Genomic DNA, 17,830 nt, shown 5'->3' on the forward strand with positions numbered 1-17,830 from the left:
GGGGCATGTTGGCCCACGAGATCCGCGCTAAGGTGGCGCAAGGGGAGGTATCCCCCCTGGAGGTGGCCCAGGTTTACCTGGAGCGGATCCGCTCCTTGGACCCAGGACTGGGAGCGTTCCTTACCGTAAACGAGGGGGTACTGGAGGAGGCCCGTGCCCTGGACCCCCGCCTTCCCCTTGCCGGCCTTCCCGTGGCCGTGAAGGACAATATCGTTACCAGGGGGATGCGAACCACTGCGGGAAGCCGGCTTTTAGAGGGTTTTCTACCCCCTTATGAGGCCACAGCGGTGGCCCGGCTAAAGGCCCTTGGCGCACTGGTCATAGGCAAGACCAACCTGGATGAGTTCGGGATGGGTTCCTCCACCGAGCACTCCGCCTTCTTCCCCAGCAGGAATCCCTTTGACCCTACCCGGGTGCCCGGCGGGTCCAGTGGGGGAAGTGCGGTGGCGGTGGCGGCGGATCTGGCCCCTTTGGCCCTGGGCTCGGACACGGGGGGAAGCGTGCGTCAGCCCGCGGCCTTCTGTGGGGTTTACGGCCTCAAGCCCACCTACGGCCGGGTAAGCCGCTATGGCCTCATCGCCTACGCCTCCAGCCTGGACCAGATCGGTCCCATGGCCCGCTCGGTGCAGGACCTGGCCCTCCTCATGGACGCCATCTCCGGCCCCGATCCTTTGGACGCCACCAGCCTGGACCTCAGGCCCAGGTTCCAGGAGGCTCTGGAAGCGCCCCTGCCCTCCCTGCGGCTTGGGGTGGTGCGGGAGGGGCTTTCCGGGAACAGCCCCGGGGTGGAGGGAGCTTTGGAGGAGGCCTTGGCGGTTTTCCGGGGTCTGGGGTTTTTCGTAAAGGAGGTTTCCTGGCCTTCCCTGCCCCTGGCCCTCAACGCCTACTACATCCTGGCTCCCGCAGAGGCCAGCTCCAACCTGGCCCGCTACGACGGGACCCTTTACGGTTTCCGGGCGGAAGGGGAAGAGCTTTGGCGGGTGGTGGAGGAAACCCGGGCCCGGTTTGGCCTCGAGGTCAAACGCCGCATCCTGGTGGGCACCTTCGTGCTCTCCAGTGGCTACTACGAGGCCTATTACGGCCGGGCCCAGGCCTTCCGCAGGCGGATTAAGGCGGAGGCCCAGGCCCTTTTCCAAGAAGTGGACCTCCTCCTTCTTCCCACCACCCCCCACCCTGCCTTTCCCTTGGGGGGGAGGCCCGATCCCCTGGCCATGTACCGGGAGGACCTCTACACCGTGGGGGCTAACCTGGCGGGCCTTCCCGCCTTATCCTTCCCCGCGGGTTTTGAGGATGGCCTTCCCGTGGGCCTCCAGCTTTTCGCCCCCTGGGGTAGGGATGAGCTCCTCCTGCAGGTGGCCCTGGCTTTTGAAAAGGCTACGGACCGGGCTTTCCTTCGTACCCCTTTAGGCGAGGCTTTCTAGTGGATGCCTTCTTCCGCCACCGCCTGGCTACCCGCCTAGCGCGAAGGCTTCGGGCCGAGGGCAGGCCCTTGCCCCTTCCCGTCCTGGGGGAGGCCCTGGGCCTTAGGGGTCCGGTGGAGCCGGTGGTGCGGCCCCTTTTGGACGGGCGCTTCCTCTTGGGGGAGGAGGTGGGGCTTTGGGAATGGCATTACCCTTTTCCCCATCCTGGGGAGGCGGTGGTGGTCTTGGACCTGGAGACCACGGGGCTTTCCCCTGGCCTCAACGAGGTGATCGAGCTGGGCCTGGTGCGGCTGGAGCGGGGAGAGCGGAGGAGCTTTCAGAGCCTGGTACGCCCAAGCCGCCCTCCCAGCCCCTTCATTGAGAGGCTTACCGGGATTCGCGCCTGGCAGCTGGAGGAGGCCCCTTCCCTCCAGGAGGTGTTGCAGCAGGCCTACCCCCTTTTGCAAGGGGCCACCTTGGTGATCCAGAACGCCAGCTTTGACCTGGGCTTCTTGCGGCCCGCCTTGGAGGGCATGGGCTACGCCCTGGAGAACCCGGTGGTGGACACCATCCGCCTGGCCAAAAGGGCCATGCCCGGCCTCAAGCGCTACGGCCTGGACGCTCTTTCCCAAGTCTTGGAGCTTCCTCCTAGGGAAGCCCACCGGGCCCTGGGGGATGTGGAGCGCACCCTTGCCGTGGCCTTTGAGGTGTATTATATGCTCACTTCAGGGATTCCCCGCCCTTTGACGGACTTTGGGAGGTGATATGACCGCGCGCTATGTGCTGACCAGCACCTGTATTCAAACGGGCACCATGGCCTTGACCGTTTCCCTCCGTCAGCATCTCCTCGGCAAGGAGCGGGTGCGCTTCGTGGACGAGGATGGGGAGGTGTACGAGGGGGAGGTGGATTGGAAACAGGGGGTGGTGCGGGGGCTTTTGCCCTACTATCAGAAACGCCGCCTTGCTGTGAACGAAACCATCCTCCTCCACTTCCGCGGCGAAGAGGTGGAACTTAAGGCCGCTCCCAGGGGCCTGCCCCGGCTCGGACAGGCGGAGTCCAGGGAAGTGGCCCCGCCCGAGAAGCGGGAAGCCAGGCCGGTCAACTCCGGGAAGGACCCCAAGGAGATGGGGGATCCCAAGCCGGAGAAGCGGCGGGTGCGGGTTACTCCCTATCCCAGAGAGGTTCTTTTCCCCAACGAGCCGCAAAGGGCCTTGGAGCCTCCGGGGGTTACCGAGGAGTTGAGGCGGCTGGGCTTCCTCCTGGAGGGAGGCCCGCCCTGGGTATACAAAGCCCCTTTGGGGCGCCGCCAGGTGCATTTGGTACTGTTGCGTCCAGGGGAGGGGGAGCCGGCCCTGCTGAAAACCTTCCGACAGCAAGGGGCTTACGTGGCCATTTTGGCGCCGGAGTCGCAAAAGGAGGGGGTGCCGGAAGGGGTAGGATACCTTTCCCCGGAGGCGGTGAGCCGCCTGGTGCGTCTCAAGGCCCGCTTCCCCCTTTCCCCCTTGGACCTGGAGGATCTGTTGCGGGAAGGGTTTGTGGACCTCGAGGCGGTGGAGTCCCTGGAGGACCGGCTGGTGGCGGAGCTTTCCGAGCGCGGAGCCTTCGCCGCCTTCCTCCTTTTGCTCTCCCGGAAGTCCATGGGGGAGGTGTTTTTGCTGGCGGACTTGGAGGCGGAGGCCCTGGAGGAGGGCCTTGTCCCCGAGGTGGTGCGCCAGGGGGTGGAGGTACTTTCCCAGCCTCCCTTTCTCCTGCTCAAGCGCCTCTCCCCAGGGGAGTTCCTGCTCAGACAGGGGGTGGAAGAGGCGCTTTCCGACCTCCAGGCCTTCGCCGAGGGATTGAAGGGCCGGCTCAGCCGTGTCCGTGGGGTTTTTTGACGGGGCTGGCCTCGCCCAAGGCCAGATCAAAGCTTTGCCGGGCCCTCTCCTTTAGGGCGGCCACCTTGTCCCAGTCGGGGTAGCGGCCATACATGGCGGCCTTGGAAAGCTTAATGGGGTCGCCGGGAAGCTCTTGGTAGTAGGCGCCGGTTTCCTTGGCGAAGGCGGCCACTTTGGGGTCGTAGGAAAGGGCCGCGAAGGGGGTGCCCGCGGCTGCCGCCAGGATAAGGCCATGGAGGCGCATGGAGATCACGTACCCCGCCTGAGCGGCCAGGTAGAGGACCCGCCTGGGGTCCGAGGTGGCCTCAATACGGTGGAGATAGAACACCTTGGCCACCTCGTCGTCGTAGCCGGGTTGGAGAAGTAGGACCAGGACCCTTTTCCCCTCGTGGAATAGGTGGTTGGCGGTGATGTAGAGGTTTCTTAGGGCTTGTTCCCCCACCCCGGCCCTAGGGATAACCAGGACCAGGTCCTCCTCCCGCTTTACAGGGGGTGGGGTAAGGAGAAGGGCGGGGTCGGCACCCAGGGTGGGGGATAGGCCCAGGCGCTTCGCGTATTCCCAGGAATCCTGGTCCCGAAGGATCAGGGGTACCCCTCTTAGGGCCCGCGCCACCTGCTTTTCCCCCCAAGGGGAGAGGGGGCCTAGGGACTGGTTGAAGACCACCACCTTCTTGCGGAAGAAACGCGCGGCCCGGAGCACGGACAGGTAGTAAAGAAGGCTTAGCGAGCTGGTGGCGTCCTGCAAAAGCCCGCCCCCGCCCAAAAGCCAGAGGTTCGCCTGGAGGAGGGCTAGGGGATTGAGCCTGTGGGCGGCCCGGATACCGTGCTCCTTGGCGGTTTGCTTGGGGTCGCCGGAAAGGGCCAAGACCCGGTGCCCCCGGGCCTTCAGCTCCCGGGCGATGGCCTCGAGGATGGCCTCGTCCCCCGCGTTCTTGAACCCGTAGTACCCCGCTACCCCAACCACCATGCCCGAAGCCTCCTTACCAGCATAACCCCGAGAAGCCCTAGGAGGAGGCCCAAGAGGGCACCGTTCACCACCCGGAAAAAGGAAATGGGAAGGGGGGTGTGGAAGTGGCTGAAGGTGTTCAGGATAGAGGCCACCCCCAGGGCGGCGAGGAAGAGGAGGCTGTTTTGCACCCACCTGGGCCAGGGGAGGAGGAGGGCTAGGGGAAAAAGGGCGTGGCCGAAGACCTCTTTGAAACGGGGCCGGACCATGACGTCCTGGAGCCAACTTCTAAGCTTGAGCTCCAGTTCGGGAACGAGGGGGGCATCATTGCCCCGGCGCAGAAGGGCCAGGGCCAGGAGAAGAAGGGCGAGCCCTGCCAAGGCCACCTCTCCCAGGCGCAAGGGATGGAGGAAAAGCCGGGTTAGGGTTTCCTTGTAGTTCCCCCTCATGAAGCTAAAGGCCACCAGGAGGGGGGGCGCCAGAAGGGTGAGGGAAACGCCCCTGAAGGCTTGAAGCCCCAACACTGTTTCTGGAGTGGAGCCCAGGGCCGAGAGGAAAACCGCCCCCGCCAGGGCGTAGCCTAAGGCGCGAAGCCACATCCATAGGCCATTCCGGGGGCCGAGGAAGCCCAGCACGGGGAAAACCAAGGCGGCGAGAAGGGCCCCCGCTTGGCTCCCCGCATACCCCAGGGCCAGGAGAAGGAGAAGGAAGGCCACCCAGGGCCCGTAGATGGGTAACCCCAGGGCCAGGAGGCCTAGCCCCGAGGCTACCCCCACCCAGGCGGCATGGCGAAGGGGGCTTGGGGTGAATCCCCGGACCCGGGGCTGGCCCAGGGGGATGTGGCTGGCTTCTAGGCCCTCCCGGATCCGCTTGAGGAAGCGTTCCGTGTCCTGGCGGTAGGGGTAGGGCCGGAGGTAGAGGAGCTGGTGGCCCCGTTCCCGAGAGGCCAGCACGTACTTGTCCGCAGCCTCCTCGGGGGTTAGGGTGAGCTGCCACTCGTATCGGAGGCTGAATAGCCTAAGGGTGCCTTTCTCCTGGTAGGCGGTAAGCCCCGGCTGGGGAGTCCCCTCAATGAGGGCCACGGGGACTGGGACTAGGTCCTTGGCATCCTCCAGGCGGTGGGGATAGCCCAGGGCCTCGAGGCCCGCGAAGACCACGGCATCCGCCTCCTTGGGGACGAGGGGCAAGGAGGGGTCCAGGCGCCGGTAGCGCTGGTTGATGGGACGCACCACCACAAAGAAGCCTGCCTCCTTGGCGGCCCGGATCTCCTCCAAGGGATAAAAGGCGGGGAAGGCCTGGACATCCAAGGGGAATCCCAGCCAAGGGCCAAGCCGTTCGGTAGGTAGGTCATAGGCTGTGGCCAGATGGGTTACGAGCCAAGGCTCCCCCTTGAGGTAGAACCACCCGGGTTTAGCGGGAAGGCCTGCCTCCAAAAGCTCTCTCCCACCCCGGTAGAGGAGTACCCCTTGGCTTACCCAGTCCTTTACAAAACGCTCCGGGAAGGCCACACCCCCGATTCCCAAGGCCCGGTAAGCCTCCAGCACCTCCAGAAGGCTTTTCCCTTGGCTTTGGGCTTCTTCCCGCAGGGCCTCCGCATCCACCACCAGCACCACGGGGCCGGGGCGCTCCGCCTGGAGCCGGGGTTTTAGGGCCAGGAGGGAGGGGATGAGGGCCAGCAGGAGGAGGGCATTGAGGAGGAGTTTCATAGATCCCCCAGGGATGTTGGGTGGGCCCAGGCCTGGGTTAGGGAGCAAGCCAAGGTGGTTCTGCTGCTGGTGTTTCCGTTGGTAATGCCTCCAATAAAGAGCTTATCCCGTCGGCTCACCCTTTCATGATAAAGGGCGGGGAGGGTTTCTCCCCACCCCCTCTCCGTCCCAGAACTAGCGGCTCACGGTAGCCTTTTCCTGGGCGTGGCCAATGGTCTCGTCGCTTCCCGCGTCAAAGGCGTGGAGGCGGGAGGTGTCGGCGAGAAGCTCCACCCGATCCCCAGGCTTCACCGGGGCGTGGCCGTCCACCTTGGCCACCAAAACGGTTCCGTCCACGCTCACGTGGATCTCCGTTTCTGCTCCCAGGGGCTCGGCCACCTCCACCTCGCCCCAGATGACGTTCTCCTCCTCGGGGATCACCGTGTAGCCCTTAAGACCCAGGTGCTCGGGGCGGATGCCCATCCAGACCTCCTTGCCCCCGTAGGGCCTTAGAGCCTGGGCCAGGACGGGATTGGCCCGGACCCGGAAGCCTGGGGCCACCAGATACACCCTTTCCCCCTGCACCTCCACCCCAGCCCGGATGAAGTTCATGGAGGGGCTGCCAATGAAGCCGGCCACGAAGCGGTTCGCCGGGAAGTCGTAAAGGTTCAGGGGGGTGTCCACCTGCTGGATCTCCCCATCCTTCATGACCACGATGCGCTGGCCTAAGGTCATGGCCTCCACCTGGTCGTGGGTCACATAGATGGTGGTGACCCCAAGCCGCCTTTGCAGCTTGGCGATCTCCGCCCGCATCTCCACCCGGAGCTTGGCGTCCAGGTTGGAGAGGGGCTCATCCATGAGGAAGACCTTGGGCTCCCGCACGATGGCCCGGCCCATGGCCACCCGCTGGCGCTGGCCGCCGGAGAGCTCCCGGGGCTTGCGGTTTAGGAGGTGCTCAATCTTGAGGATGCGGGCGGCCTCCTTCACCCGGCGGTCGATCTCCTCCTTGGGGTAGCGCCTCAGGCGGAGGCCAAAGGCCATGTTCTCGTAGACGTTCATGTGGGGGTAGAGGGCGTAGTTCTGGAAGACCATGGCGATGTCCCGGTCCTTGGGAGGGACGTCGTTCACCAGGCGGTCGCCGATGTAGATGCGCCCCTCGGAGACCTCCTCGAGGCCGGCGATCATGCGCAGGGTGGTAGTCTTGCCGCAGCCCGAAGGGCCCACGAAGACCACGAACTCCCCGTCTTCGGTTTCCAGGTTGAAGTCCTTTACCGCCACCACCTTGCCGAAGCGCTTCCAAACGTGCTCCAGTCTAACCTTGGCCATGCTTTACCTCCTAGGCCCCGCGCTTTGAGCCCGCAAGGTAGCCCTTTGGGCTGACCTTGGCCCATCGGGGGTTCTTGGGCATTCTACACCACCCCAGGGGCCTCGTACGGACCCTGGGGGAGCTCCAGCATCTTTTTACAGAACTTTCACACACGGGTGGATAATGTAAGCTGGTCCGCGGACTCCGACCGGTGCGATTCTCTGATTCTGGAGGTGGGAGGATGTTAAAAGGTTTTCGGGACTTTATCATGCGGGGCAACGTGGTGGATCTGGCGGTGGCCGTGGTCATCGGCGGCGCCTTTGGCCAGGTGGTGAACTCCTTGGTGGCGGATGTCCTCACGCCTTTGATTGGGGCGTTGGGTGGTGCTCCGGATTTTTCCGCCATCAAGCTGGGGCCTATAGCTCTTGGGAAGTTCATCAATGCGGTGGTGAACTTCCTGGTGGTGGGTGCCGCCATCTACTTCTTGATCGTGGTGCCCATGCAGGAGCTTGAGAAGCGGCGCAAGAAGGCGGAGGAGGCGGCGCCACCCTCTCCTCCTGAGCCCCCCGAGGAGGTCAAGCTTCTTCGGGAGATTCTTGAGGAGCTAAGGCGGAAGGCCTAAGCCGGTTCCAGAGAAAGAGCGCCAGGTACCCCAGGCCGATCTCGGGCCTGGGGTTTGCCGTTACGGTGAGGGCAAAGGCGTGAAAGAGGAGGCTTTCTATGGCGTGGCGGGGGGATCGTAGAAAAAGGGCTTTTAGGGCAGGGCCTTGCCGCCAGGCGAGGAGCCCCAGGTAAGGCAGGTAGGGCCAGGGCCCGGTGGGGTAGCCCAGGGCGGAGAGGCCCAGGGCGCCAAAGGCCAGGCCCCGGAGGAGGGGCAAAGGGTCTTTGGCCAGGGAATGGAGGGTGTCCCATGGGAGGGTTTCCTCTCCTGGCCAGGGCGTCTTTAAGAGCAGCAACCTTTTTCCCTCGTGGCCTCCCAGGTAGGTGAGGGGATCAGGGGCTACGCCGAGGGGAAGGAGTTGGCCTGGGTGCTCCAGGAAGGCTTGGTACAGGAAAGGGTCTAGGGGCGTGCCGTCCACCAAGAACCAGGTGTGGGGCTTTCCGGAAAGGAGAAAGCCTAGGGCCCGCTCTACCTTATGTCCTCTGCGGGCCAGGATACCCGGCCAGGCCTCTGGGGGTTCCCCAAGAAGCACCTTGCGCCAGGGAGGGGCGGGGTTCAGGGGATAGGTATCCAGGTGGAAGCGGACCTCCACCGCCTCTTCCGCCTCGAGGGGAAACCGGGCCAGGAGGTTGCCCCGGTCCTCGTACATGGCTTCGGCTCGCCGGGATAGGAAGAGATCCCCGACCTTTTGCCCGGGGAGGTCCTGGGGCAGGGGAAGGAGGTACGTGTCGGAAGCAGGGGCCCGGAAGCGCAGGCGGAAATACGGCATACCCTGAGGGCCCATGGTACCACGTGGGGCTTGACGAGGGTGGACCAGGGTTTTAACATGGCCATATGTTACTTTACACATATGCACAAGGAGAGGGATATGCCAAGCGCCCTGCACCGCTATAAGGCGGCCTTCTTCAAGGCCTTGGCCCATCCCTTGCGCCTGGCCATCCTGGACGCTTTAAGGGAAGGGGAGAAGAGCGTTTCCGCCCTCCAGCGGGAGCTTGGGGCGGAGCAGTCCGTGCTCTCTCGGCAGCTTTCCCTGCTTCGGGAGCGGGGGTTGGTGGAGGCCAGGCGGGAGGGGCAGATGGTTTACTACCGCACCCGGGATCCGGAGGTCTACGCCTTTTTGGACCTGGGACGGCGGATCTTTGAACGCCACCTCGAGGCGGAGAGGGAGCGTCTGGACGCCCTTAGGGAGGAGGAATGAGCCCCCTTTGGACCTTCTTGCCCCTGGGCTTGGCCGTGGTGTCCGCTGGGACCCCCTGGCGTTTCCGGGGGCTTTCCCTCTCCCTGGGCTTGGCGGGCCTAGCGTGGGTGGCGCTGGGGGGGATGGGTTGGGCTTTGGGATGGGGTGCTCCTTTCCTCTACCTCCTCCTCCTCGGGGCCCTGACCCTGGGCCTTGCCCCTTACCTTCCTGCGTATTTAGCCCATCACCCTCGTGAGGCGCACCTCTATAGCCTTCTTATTCCCCTTTTCTTGGCTAGCATGGCGGGGGTGGCCTTGACCTCCCCGGGGTTCGGCTTCCTCTTTTTGTGGGAGGGCATGGCCCTCTTGGGTTATTTCCTGGTTGCCCTCGAGGGGCCGAACGCCCTGGTGGGGGGCCGGGCCTTTTTCCTGGCTAGCCGGCTTTCTGGGGCTGGGCTTTACCTGGCCTTCCTGGGGCACGGGCATCTGGGGGCTGACTGGGTCTGGGCGGGGCTTCTTTTAGGCTTTGGGGTGAAGGCAGCCCTCTTCCCCTTCCATGCCTGGTTGCCCCAAGCCCACCCGGTGGCCATCAGCCCGGTGTCGGCCCTGCTCTCTGGGGCCATGACTAAACTGGGCCTTCTGGGGTTGTACCAGTCCCAGTACTGGTTCGGTCCCCCTCCGCCTTGGGTGGGATGGGCCTTGGTTCTTCTGGGGCTTTTGGGTGCGGTGTATGCCCTGGTGCGGGGTCTGGGGGAGGAGGACCTAAAGGGGGCTTTGGCCTACTCCAGCGTGGAAAACCTGGGCCTCATGCTTTCCGCTTTGGGGGCGTATTTTCTTAAGCCTATGCCCTTGCTCCTGGGGGCCTTCTTCCTCCAGCAGGTGGCCCACGCCTTGTTCAAAGGGCTTCTTTTCCTGGGGGCAGGGGCTCTGGAGGAGCGGCGGATTTCCCACCTGGGTGGGCTTTTCCGTAAGGCCCCTGGTCTCGGAGCTTTGGCCTTAGGGGGGATGGTGGCGGGGGCTGGCCTGCCTCCTGGCCCTGTTTTTCTTGCGGAGTGGCAACTTTACCAAGGCTTTTTGCAGGGGCCTTTCCTGATGCCCCTGGCCGCCGGGGCCTTGGCCTTGGTGGGGGCCTTGGCCCTTTACTTTTACGTGCGCCTTTTCGGGCTGGCCTTTTTGGGGTTGCCTCGAGGCGAGGCGGGGCTCCACTGGGCCAGGGGGATGCGCCTGGGGCTTGGCGCGTTGGCAGGGCTTCTCCTCCTTGTGGCCGTGGCGCCTGGGCTGGTATTGGATCCCCTGGGGATCCACACCTATCCCAACGGGTTTCTCTTGGTCCTCCTTGGCCTTTTGGCCGGTGTCTTCTACCGTAGGATTCGGCAACTGCCCCAGCGGGTGTACGGCACCTGGGACTGCGGTTTCCAGCCCCTAACCCCCAGGATGCAACCCAACGGCCTGGGTTTTGCCGAGCCCGCCCTGCGCCTGTTCCCCTTTCTTCGCCTTAGGGTGGGGGAACATCCCCGCTTGGAGGAACCCTTGGCCGAGGTATACGCCGGCGTGGGGCGGGCCTATAGCCGCCTTGCGGCCTTGGTCCAGACCCTTCAGTCGGGGAGCCTGCACCTTTACCTTCTTCTGCAGCTCCTTACCTTGGTGGTGGTCCTGGGGGTGGTTTTGCTATGACGGCTCTTTTGGCCCTCCTTTTGGCTCCCCTCTTTTCGGGAACCGTCAAGTGGCTCAAGGCTAGGCTTACCCATCGGCAGGGGCCAAGCCCCCTCATGGAGTACCGGAATCTGGCCAAGCTCTGGCGCAAGGTCTGGGTGGTGCCCCACCCCACCACCCCTCTATTCCTTCTCGGGCCCATCATGGCCCTACTGGGTACCCTTGGGGCCTTGGCCTTGTTGCCCGTGCTCCCTGGGTTGGCCTTCAGGGGGGATTTTCTCCTCGCCCTCTACCTGCTGGGCTTGGGCCGCTTTTTTCAAATGCTGGCGGCTTTGGATGCGGGTAGCAGTTTTGGGGCCCAGGGAAGTTACCGGGAGGGTGTGGTCACGGTGTTGGCGGAACCAGGAACGCTTATGGCCTTGGCGGGGGCGGTCCTTCTGGGGGAGGGGTTTTCCCTGAGCGGCCTGCCCCAGCTTGGGGTGGAGAACAGCTTGGTGTTGCTGCTGGCCCTGGCCTCGCTGGCCCTGGCCCTTCTGGCCGAGGGGGCCAGGATGCCGGTGGACGACCCCACCACGCACCTGGAGCTCACCATGATCCACGAGGCGCAGGTCCTGGACCATAGCGGGCCTCTTTTGGCCTTGTACGAGCTTGCTGGCTCGCTTAAGATGCTCTTTTACGCGGGGTTGATGGCCTTGTTGTTGCCGGGGTCCAAGCCCCTGGTCTTCCTGGGGGTGGTGGGGGCCTGGGTCTTGGTGTTGGCCTACCTGGAGACCTACGGGGTAAAGCTTCGCTACCTCAGGCTTCCTGACTTTCTCTCGTACAACACTCTTTTCGGGGTTCTGGCGCTTTTGGGGGCAATATGGCGCTTCTAAACACCTTGGTCCTGGCCATTTTGGCCACCGGTTTTCTGATGGTAAGCCGCCGTAGCCTGGACGCCATCATCCGGCTCTACGCCCTGCAGAACATCCTCTTGGCCTTGGTTTCCTTTGCCCTTGCGGGAGGCGAGGTGCACTTTATCGTGGCAGGCCTGGCCCTTTTCGCCGTCAAGGGGGTTCTCATACCCTGGTACCTGTTCTGGCTTATAGACCGCCTCGAGGTGAGCCACGAGGTGGAGGGGTACCTATCCGTTTCGCTGTCCCTTCTTCTGGCTGGGCTCCTTACCGCCTTGGCCTTCCGGGTGGGAAAGGTGTTCGTCCTTCCTGAAGCTTCCTTGCCCCAAGGGGTGCCCGTGGCCTTGGCCCTGGTCCTGTTGGGGATTCTTTCCATGGTTAGCCGGAAAAAGGCGATCAGCCAGGTTCTGGGATTTCTGGCGTTGGAGAATGGGGTTTTCCTCATGGCCCTTTCTGAGAGCCACGGCCTTCCCCTCTTCGTGGAGCTGGGGGTGGCCTTGGATGCCTTTGCCGCCGTGTTTTTGGCGGGGATCCTCATCTTCCGCATCAAGGGGGAGATGGGGCATGTGGACACGGCTCGGATGCGTTCCTTAAGGGGGTAGGGGTGCTGTATCTTCTGGTCTTCTTGCCCTTGATGGTCTTTTTGGCTCGCAGGGAAACCACCTTGCTGGTGCAGCTTTCCGTTCTGGTCCCCTTCCTGGGCTTGCTCCTTGCCCCTTTCCTCTTGGGTACGGCGGCGGGCCCTTTCCGATTGGATGGGGTGGGGCTCTTTTACCTCCTCCTGACGGACCTCATCTACGGGTTGGTGGCCCTGTTCGCCCGGGGCTACTTTCCCCGGGAGGAGGCTTGGCGGTTCTATTGGGCGGGCGCCTTTTTCCTGGTCTCGGCCCACGGGGCGTACCTGGCCCACAACCTAGGGGTGCTTTGGATCTTCGTGGAGGGGAGCACCCTGGCCTCGGCCCTTCTGGTCTACCACAAGGGAGGGGCAAGGGCCCTGGAGGCCACCTGGAAGTACCTCATGCTGGGCAGTGTGGGCATCGCCATGGGGCTCATTGGGGTCATCCTGGTGTACGCCTTGGTGGGCGGGGCCACCTTGGACTGGGGGGAGGTCCGGTCCTTGGTGGGGGAGGCCAATCCCGAGGGGCTTAAGGTGGCCTTTGCCCTCCTCTTGGTGGGCTTCGGTACCAAGGTGGGGCTTTTTCCCCTCCAGGCCTGGCTCCCCGATGCCCATGCCGAGGCCCCGGGGCCGGCCTCCGCACTCCTTTCGGGAACCCTTCTCAACGTGGCCTTTTACGCCCTTTTGCGCTACACCGCCCTTATGCAGGCGGCGGGGCTTTTCCCTTTTGCCTCCGGGCTTCTTTTGGCCTTTGGCCTTTTGAGCCTAGTGTTTGGGGCCTTGTTTCTCTTTGGGCAGAGGGAGTACAAGAGGCTTCTCGCCTATTCCAGCATGGAACACATGGGCCTCGCCGTTTTTGCCCTGGGCCTGGGTCTTCCCTGGCTTGCCCTTTTCCACACCCTGGCCCACTCTTTGAGCAAGACGTTGGCGTTTTTGGGAGCCAGTGGGATTCTGGCCCTGAGCCATGCCAAGGAGGTGGGGCGGGTGGGAGGCCTGGTCCTCCATACCCCTGCCTTGGGTGTGCCCTTTATCCTTTCCCTGGTGGCCTTGGGGGGGCTTCCTCCCTTTCCCCTGTTTTTCGCCGAGTTCAAGGCGGTGGAGGTAGCCATGAAATCGCCCTGGCTGGGGGTTCCCTACCTGGTGGGGCTGGGGCTGGCCTTTGCTGGTCTCTTATACCCCATGGCCCAAATGGGTTTTGGTCAAGGAAAACCCTTAGGGGGAAGGGGGCTGGACCTTTGGTTGCTCTGGGTTTTGCTTCTCCTGCTCCTTCTTCCTGGGGTCTCACCCCCGGTGGAGGTGTTTAAGGCGCTGGAGGTGGTGTTGTGGAAGCCGTAAAGGAGGCCCTGCAGGAGGGTAGGTCCGTGGCCTATTTCCCCTACGGCGAGGGGGCGCTTTTGCTGGTGGAGCGCAGGCGGAGCCTCGAGGCCTTCCGCCTGGGCCAGGGAAGGCGTTTACCTAGTTTGGCCGCGGAGTTCCCCTCCCTGGATTGGTTTGAGCGGGCCCTTTGGGAAAGGGGATTAGAGCTGGTGGGGCATCCCGGGCTAAGACCTTTAAGGCGGCACGACCTTCCCTATGCTTTCCGGGAGTTTCCCCACCTGCACGGGGTGCCGGTGGGCCCGGTGCATGCGGGGATCATTGAGCCCGGCCACTTCCGCTTTAGCGTTCTTGGGGAGCGAATCCTTAACCTGGAGATCCGCCTGGGCTACCAGCACCGGGGCCTCCTCGGGATCATGCCGGGCAAAGGTCCAGAGGCGGCCCTGCTCCTGGCGGAACGGGCGGGGGGTGAGCCTGTGGCCCACGCCCTGGCCTTTGCGGAGGCTTGGGAGAGGGCCTTGGGGATAGAGGTTCCCCCCCGCGCGCAGTACCTGCGTCGGGCGGCCTTGGAGCTGGAGCGGGCCTTTGGCCACCTGGGCCACCTGGCGGGCCTTTTCACCGATATCGGCTACGCCTACGGCGCCACCCAGGTGGGGCGGATACGGGCCCTTCTGCAAGGGGAGGTGGACCGCCTCACGGGCCACCGCTATGGCCGCAACTTCATCCGGGTGGGAGGGGTGTGGCAGGAAGGCAGGCCGGACCTCGAGGCCCTATCGCGGTACCAAAAGGAGTTGGATTGGCTTTTGCCCCGGCTTCTTAAGCACCCCCAGGTGCTGGATCGCATACGCTACGTGGGGGTGGTGCGGCGGGTGGAGGCGTTGGCCTTGGGCTTCGTGGGGCCCACGGCCCGGGCGAGCGGGGTGGGGCGGGACCTGCGCCAGGATGATCCCCTCTACCCCTCCTTTGCTCCTGTGGTGCGGCAAGGTGGGGATGTCTTGGCCAGGGCCCAGGTGTATGCGGAGGAAGCCCTTCAGGCTTTGGATTACGCTCAGCACTTTCTGCGCCAGTTGCCCGAAGGGCCTTTAGCTGTGGAGGTTCCTCCTGGGGACGGAGAGGGAATCGCTCGGGTAGAGGCGGGCCGAGGCGAGGTCTTCTGGTTTGTGCAGCTTGCGGGAGGAAAGGTGGTTCAAGCGGAGGGGGTGGACCCTAGCTTTAAGAACTGGAGGGCTTTGGAGTTGGCGGTGCGGGGTGAGGGTCTGCCCGATTTCCCCCTATGCAACAAATCCTTTGACCTTTCTTACGCAGGGAATGACCTTTAGGGGGTGGCATGAGCTTGTGGCACACGCTTAGAATCGGGGTTTTGGCAAAGGGCCTGGAGGAGATTCTCCAGATACCCCCGCATGCCTTCGGATATCCCCTTTTGAAGCCCGAGGGGCTCTCTCAGAAAGCCCGGGAGGGACTGGTGGGCCTGTGCCCTAGCGGGGCCTTCTTTGAAGAAGAAGGGGTTTTCAGCTTGGACCTAGCCCGCTGCGTGGGGTGTGGGCGGTGCGCCCTGGTTTACCCCGAGGCCGTGGGGGAGATGAAGACCCTGGAGGTGGCCGTGGTTCGCCGGGAAGACCTGGTGCAACGGGTGGACCTGGCGGCCCAAGCCTTCCTGGACCCTGGGCCACCCCCGCCACCACGGCCCGAGTTGCGCCTTCCCACCCTGGCCTTCCGGGAGGTGAGCGCCGGGGACACGGGGCTTACCGATTCCGAGATTGCCCTTTTGGGGAACCCCTTTAACGACATGGCCCGGTTTGGCTTCCAGGTGGTGGCCTCGCCCCGCCATGGCGATGCCCTGTTGGTGACCGGCCCCGTGAGCCGCAACATGGCCGAGGCCCTAGAGCGCACCTACCAGGCCATGCCGGAGCCGAAAGGGGTGGTGGCGGTGGGCAACGAGGCCATCGCCGGCGGGGTTTTTGCGGAAAGCCAGGAGGTGTGGGCGGGGGTGGATAGGGTGGTTCCCGTGGATGTCTACGTGCCTGGGGACCCACCCAGGCCCGGGGCCATTCTCCACGGCCTCTTACTCCTCACGGGGCGGGTGGTCCAGCGCCTGGTAGGGGGCGTGGTACGCTAAACTTTTCCCATGGAGTGGCTCCTCACCCCTGGACCCGTTCGGCTTCACCCTAAGGCCCTGGAGGCCTTGGCCCGCCCCCAGCTCCACCACCGCACGGAGCCGGCCCGGGAAGTTTTCCTAAAGGCCAGGGACCTTCTCAAGAAGGCTTTCCAGACCCAAGGGGAGGTTCTGGTCCTTACGGGAAGCGGCACCTTGGCCATGGAGGCCTTGGTGCAAAACCTCTTCGCCCCCGGGGAAAAGGTGCTGGTACCGGTCTATGGGAAGTTCTCCGAGCGTTTTGCCGAGATCGCCGAAAGCGCGGGGCTAAGGGTGGACCGGCTTTCCCTAGCCTATGGGGAGGTGCCCCACCCCGAGCACGTGGCGAGGCCCGGGTACCGGGGGCTTCTTCTGGTCCATTCGGAGACCTCCACCGGGGCCCTGGTGGACCTGCCCGCCCTGGCAAGGGCCTTTAAGGAGGCCAACCCTGAAGGCTTGGTGGGGGCGGACATGGTGACGAGCCTCCTGGTGCGGGAGGTGGCCCTCGAGGCCTGGGGGGTGGACGCCGCCGCCTCCGGTAGCCAGAAGGGCCTCATGTGCCCGCCGGGCTTGGGTTTCGTGGCTCTAAGCCCCACGGCCCTGGAGGCCCTCCGCCCCCGAGGGTACTACTACGACCTTTCCCGGGAGCTTAAGGCCCAGGGGGAAGGGGAGAGCGCCTGGACCCCAGCCATCAACCTGGTGGGGGCGGTGGCCGCGGTGCTGGAGGAGGTGGTGCCCAGGCTTGCTGAGCACCTGGCCCTTAAGGCTTGGCAGAACGACCTCCTTTACCGGGTGGGGGAGGAGCTTGGGCTTAGGCCGCTGCCCAAGGTGCCAAGCCCAGCGGTGGCCGCCTTCCATCTGCCGGATGGGGTGCCCTACCGGGCGGTGAAGGAGGCCTTTGCCAAGAGGCAGGCGGTGATCGCTGGCGGGCAAGGGGCGCTCAAGGGACGAATCTTTCGCCTTTCCCTCATGGGCCATTACGACCGTTACGAGGCCCTGGGGGTTGCGGCCCTTTTCAGAGAGGCTTTTGCCGATATTCTTCCAACTTCGTAAGCATCTCCTCCCTGGTGTAGACGGCCCGCGCCCCGCCCACCAGCTTAGGCCTGGTCTTGGCGGCGATCAAAACCGCCTCCCCGATTTTGCGTAGGGAAAGCCTCAGGGGCACGGCCACCGGCCGGAGGTGCATACCGATGAGGACGCCCCCAATGTCCAGGCCCCCGTGGGCCTGGGCCTTAAGGGATTCCACCATGACCGGCTCCTTAAACCGGAGAAAGGCCATGGTGGCCAAGCTTCCTCCCGCCTTGGGGTGGGGGAAGACCGTGACCTCCTCTAGCCCGTAAACCCGGGCGGCCTCCCTTTCCACCACCAGGGCCCGGTTCAGGTGCTCGCACCCCTGGACCGCCACCCACACGCCCCGTTCCAAGAGCGGGGGAAGGAGGCCATTCAGGATGGCCTCGGCCACCTCGAGGCTGGGCCTTGTGCCCACCTTTTCCCCTAGGACCTCGCTGGTGGAACCCCCCAGGACAAAGAGGCTTCCCTTGGGCATGGGGAATGCCTCCAGGAAGTCCAAAATCGCCCTCTCTGCAGCCTTGCGAATGCCTTCCATGTTTCAAGCCTACTCCTCCCCGCGGGGCGATGCATCCATCCTGCCCTAGGTTGGCGTAGTAAACGATGAAAGGAGGTGGAGGGTATGCGGTGGCTGCGGGGATTGGGGCTAGGGCTTTTAGCGCTGGGGATTTTGGTTTTGGCTTTGGGCCAAGGGGGAAGGAAGCCCGAGGTCTACCTGGCTGACCTTGCGGGTCAAGGCCTTAAGGGGCGGGCGGTGGTGTTGGTGGAACCCCAGGGGGGGCTGGAGGTGTTTGTCTTTTTAGAGGGCCTAAGGCCAGGGTCCGGAACCTATGCCAACCATATACATTTCAATCGCGGGGGCAACGCCACGTGCAAGGAGCAGAACGGGGACCAGATTCTCGGGCTAACTTCCTTGGTGGCTGATGCTAACGGTCGGGCGGTGGCCTATACCCGGCTGCCTACTGCCTCGCTGCCGGAGGGAAGCACCTACGTGAACGTCCATGCCAATACCCCGACGCCAGTCGGTGCGACTTTGGCCTGCGGTGATCTCCGGCTCTGGGCAACCGGGGCTCGTTACTGAGAGGTCTGTATGCGTTTGCTGTGGATAG

The 17,830-nt window shown here is 64.2% G+C and carries 17 protein-coding genes; 12 read left to right on the top strand and 5 right to left on the bottom strand.

Annotated elements, in window-relative coordinates:
* Nucleotides 1–5: 5 nt before the first annotated feature.
* The 3 genes from gatA to L0D18_RS01015 are packed head-to-tail and all read left to right on the top strand — an operon-like array spanning nt 6 to nt 3,275.
* On the top strand, nt 6–1,421 hold the full coding sequence (gene gatA, locus L0D18_RS01005) for an Asp-tRNA(Asn)/Glu-tRNA(Gln) amidotransferase subunit GatA (RefSeq protein ID WP_243026801.1): 1,416 nt from the start codon (nt 6–8) through the stop codon (nt 1,419–1,421).
* Complete coding sequence (locus L0D18_RS01010; protein WP_243026802.1) at nt 1,421–2,164, top strand: 3'-5' exonuclease; 744 nt, start codon at nt 1,421–1,423, stop codon at nt 2,162–2,164. Before gatA ends, L0D18_RS01010 begins: the two co-directional genes overlap by 1 nt.
* A gap of 1 nt (nt 2,165) precedes the next feature.
* Entirely contained in the window at nt 2,166–3,275 is a 1,110-nt protein-coding gene (locus L0D18_RS01015) for a hypothetical protein (RefSeq protein ID WP_243026803.1), read from the top strand.
* Here the strand turns inward: L0D18_RS01015 and csaB are convergent.
* The 3 genes from csaB to L0D18_RS01030 all read right to left on the bottom strand — a co-directional run bounded on the left by csaB (nt 3,250) and on the right by L0D18_RS01030 (nt 7,232).
* Nucleotides 3,250–4,242, bottom strand: coding sequence for a polysaccharide pyruvyl transferase CsaB (gene csaB / locus L0D18_RS01020; protein ID WP_243026804.1), 993 nt, complete (start codon nt 4,240–4,242; stop codon nt 3,250–3,252). The genes L0D18_RS01015 and csaB overlap by 26 nt on opposite strands.
* Nucleotides 4,227–5,927 (bottom strand): DUF5693 family protein, encoded by a 1,701-nt coding sequence (locus L0D18_RS01025; RefSeq protein WP_243026805.1) that lies wholly within the window; start codon nt 5,925–5,927, stop codon nt 4,227–4,229. Before L0D18_RS01025 ends, csaB begins: the two co-directional genes overlap by 16 nt.
* A gap of 174 nt (nt 5,928–6,101) precedes the next feature.
* Nucleotides 6,102–7,232 carry an ABC transporter ATP-binding protein gene (locus L0D18_RS01030; protein WP_243026806.1) on the bottom strand — a complete coding sequence of 377 codons (1,131 nt, stop codon included), beginning with the start codon at nt 7,230–7,232 and terminating at the stop codon, nt 6,102–6,104.
* A 221-nt stretch (nt 7,233–7,453) separates the two neighbouring features.
* Between L0D18_RS01030 and mscL the strand changes: the two genes are divergently transcribed.
* A complete protein-coding gene (mscL, locus tag L0D18_RS01035; RefSeq protein ID WP_243026807.1) occupies nt 7,454–7,834 on the top strand; it encodes a large conductance mechanosensitive channel protein MscL in 381 nt (126 codons plus the stop codon).
* Here the strand turns inward: mscL and L0D18_RS01040 are convergent.
* Entirely contained in the window at nt 7,788–8,642 is an 855-nt protein-coding gene (locus tag L0D18_RS01040) for a hypothetical protein (RefSeq protein ID WP_243026808.1), read from the bottom strand. The two genes, mscL and L0D18_RS01040, sit on opposite strands and share 47 nt — an antisense overlap.
* Nucleotides 8,643–8,741: 99 nt before the next feature.
* Between L0D18_RS01040 and L0D18_RS01045 the strand changes: the two genes are divergently transcribed.
* Genes L0D18_RS01045 through L0D18_RS01080 form a run of 8 tightly spaced genes read left to right on the top strand, consistent with a single transcriptional unit; the run spans nt 8,742 to nt 16,706 of the window.
* Nucleotides 8,742–9,071, top strand: a complete 330-nt coding sequence (locus tag L0D18_RS01045; RefSeq protein ID WP_114311451.1) for an ArsR/SmtB family transcription factor — start codon at nt 8,742–8,744, stop codon at nt 9,069–9,071.
* A complete protein-coding gene (locus tag L0D18_RS01050) occupies nt 9,068–10,723 on the top strand; it encodes a proton-conducting transporter transmembrane domain-containing protein (RefSeq protein ID WP_243026809.1) in 1,656 nt (551 codons plus the stop codon). The genes L0D18_RS01045 and L0D18_RS01050 overlap by 4 nt, the downstream gene beginning before the upstream one ends.
* Nucleotides 10,720–11,574 carry a respiratory chain complex I subunit 1 family protein gene (locus L0D18_RS01055; protein ID WP_243026810.1) on the top strand — a complete coding sequence of 285 codons (855 nt, stop codon included), beginning with the start codon at nt 10,720–10,722 and terminating at the stop codon, nt 11,572–11,574. The genes L0D18_RS01050 and L0D18_RS01055 overlap by 4 nt, the downstream gene beginning before the upstream one ends.
* A complete protein-coding gene (locus L0D18_RS01060; protein WP_243026811.1) occupies nt 11,562–12,194 on the top strand; it encodes a hypothetical protein in 633 nt (210 codons plus the stop codon). The genes L0D18_RS01055 and L0D18_RS01060 overlap by 13 nt, the downstream gene beginning before the upstream one ends.
* Before the next feature lie 2 nt (nt 12,195–12,196).
* On the top strand, nt 12,197–13,543 hold the full coding sequence (locus L0D18_RS01065) for a proton-conducting transporter transmembrane domain-containing protein (protein WP_243026812.1): 1,347 nt from the start codon (nt 12,197–12,199) through the stop codon (nt 13,541–13,543).
* On the top strand, nt 13,531–14,841 hold the full coding sequence (locus L0D18_RS01070) for a hydrogenase large subunit (RefSeq protein ID WP_243026813.1): 1,311 nt from the start codon (nt 13,531–13,533) through the stop codon (nt 14,839–14,841). The genes L0D18_RS01065 and L0D18_RS01070 overlap by 13 nt, the downstream gene beginning before the upstream one ends.
* 8 nt (nt 14,842–14,849) lie before the next feature.
* Nucleotides 14,850–15,638 carry an NADH-quinone oxidoreductase subunit B family protein gene (locus L0D18_RS01075; protein ID WP_243026814.1) on the top strand — a complete coding sequence of 263 codons (789 nt, stop codon included), beginning with the start codon at nt 14,850–14,852 and terminating at the stop codon, nt 15,636–15,638.
* Nucleotides 15,639–15,647: 9 nt separating this feature from the next.
* Entirely contained in the window at nt 15,648–16,706 is a 1,059-nt protein-coding gene (locus L0D18_RS01080; protein ID WP_243026815.1) for a pyridoxal-phosphate-dependent aminotransferase family protein, read from the top strand.
* On the opposite strand, the gene L0D18_RS01085 is transcribed toward L0D18_RS01080, so the two are convergent.
* The gene (locus L0D18_RS01085) at nt 16,669–17,259 is read right to left on the bottom strand and encodes a TIGR01440 family protein (protein ID WP_243026816.1); all 591 of its coding nucleotides are present in this window, start codon (nt 17,257–17,259) and stop codon (nt 16,669–16,671) included. The genes L0D18_RS01080 and L0D18_RS01085 overlap by 38 nt on opposite strands.
* Nucleotides 17,260–17,830: the final 571 nt, after the last annotated feature.

The organism is Thermus albus, from assembly GCF_022760855.1.
GTDB lineage: Bacteria > Deinococcota > Deinococci > Deinococcales > Thermaceae > Thermus > Thermus albus.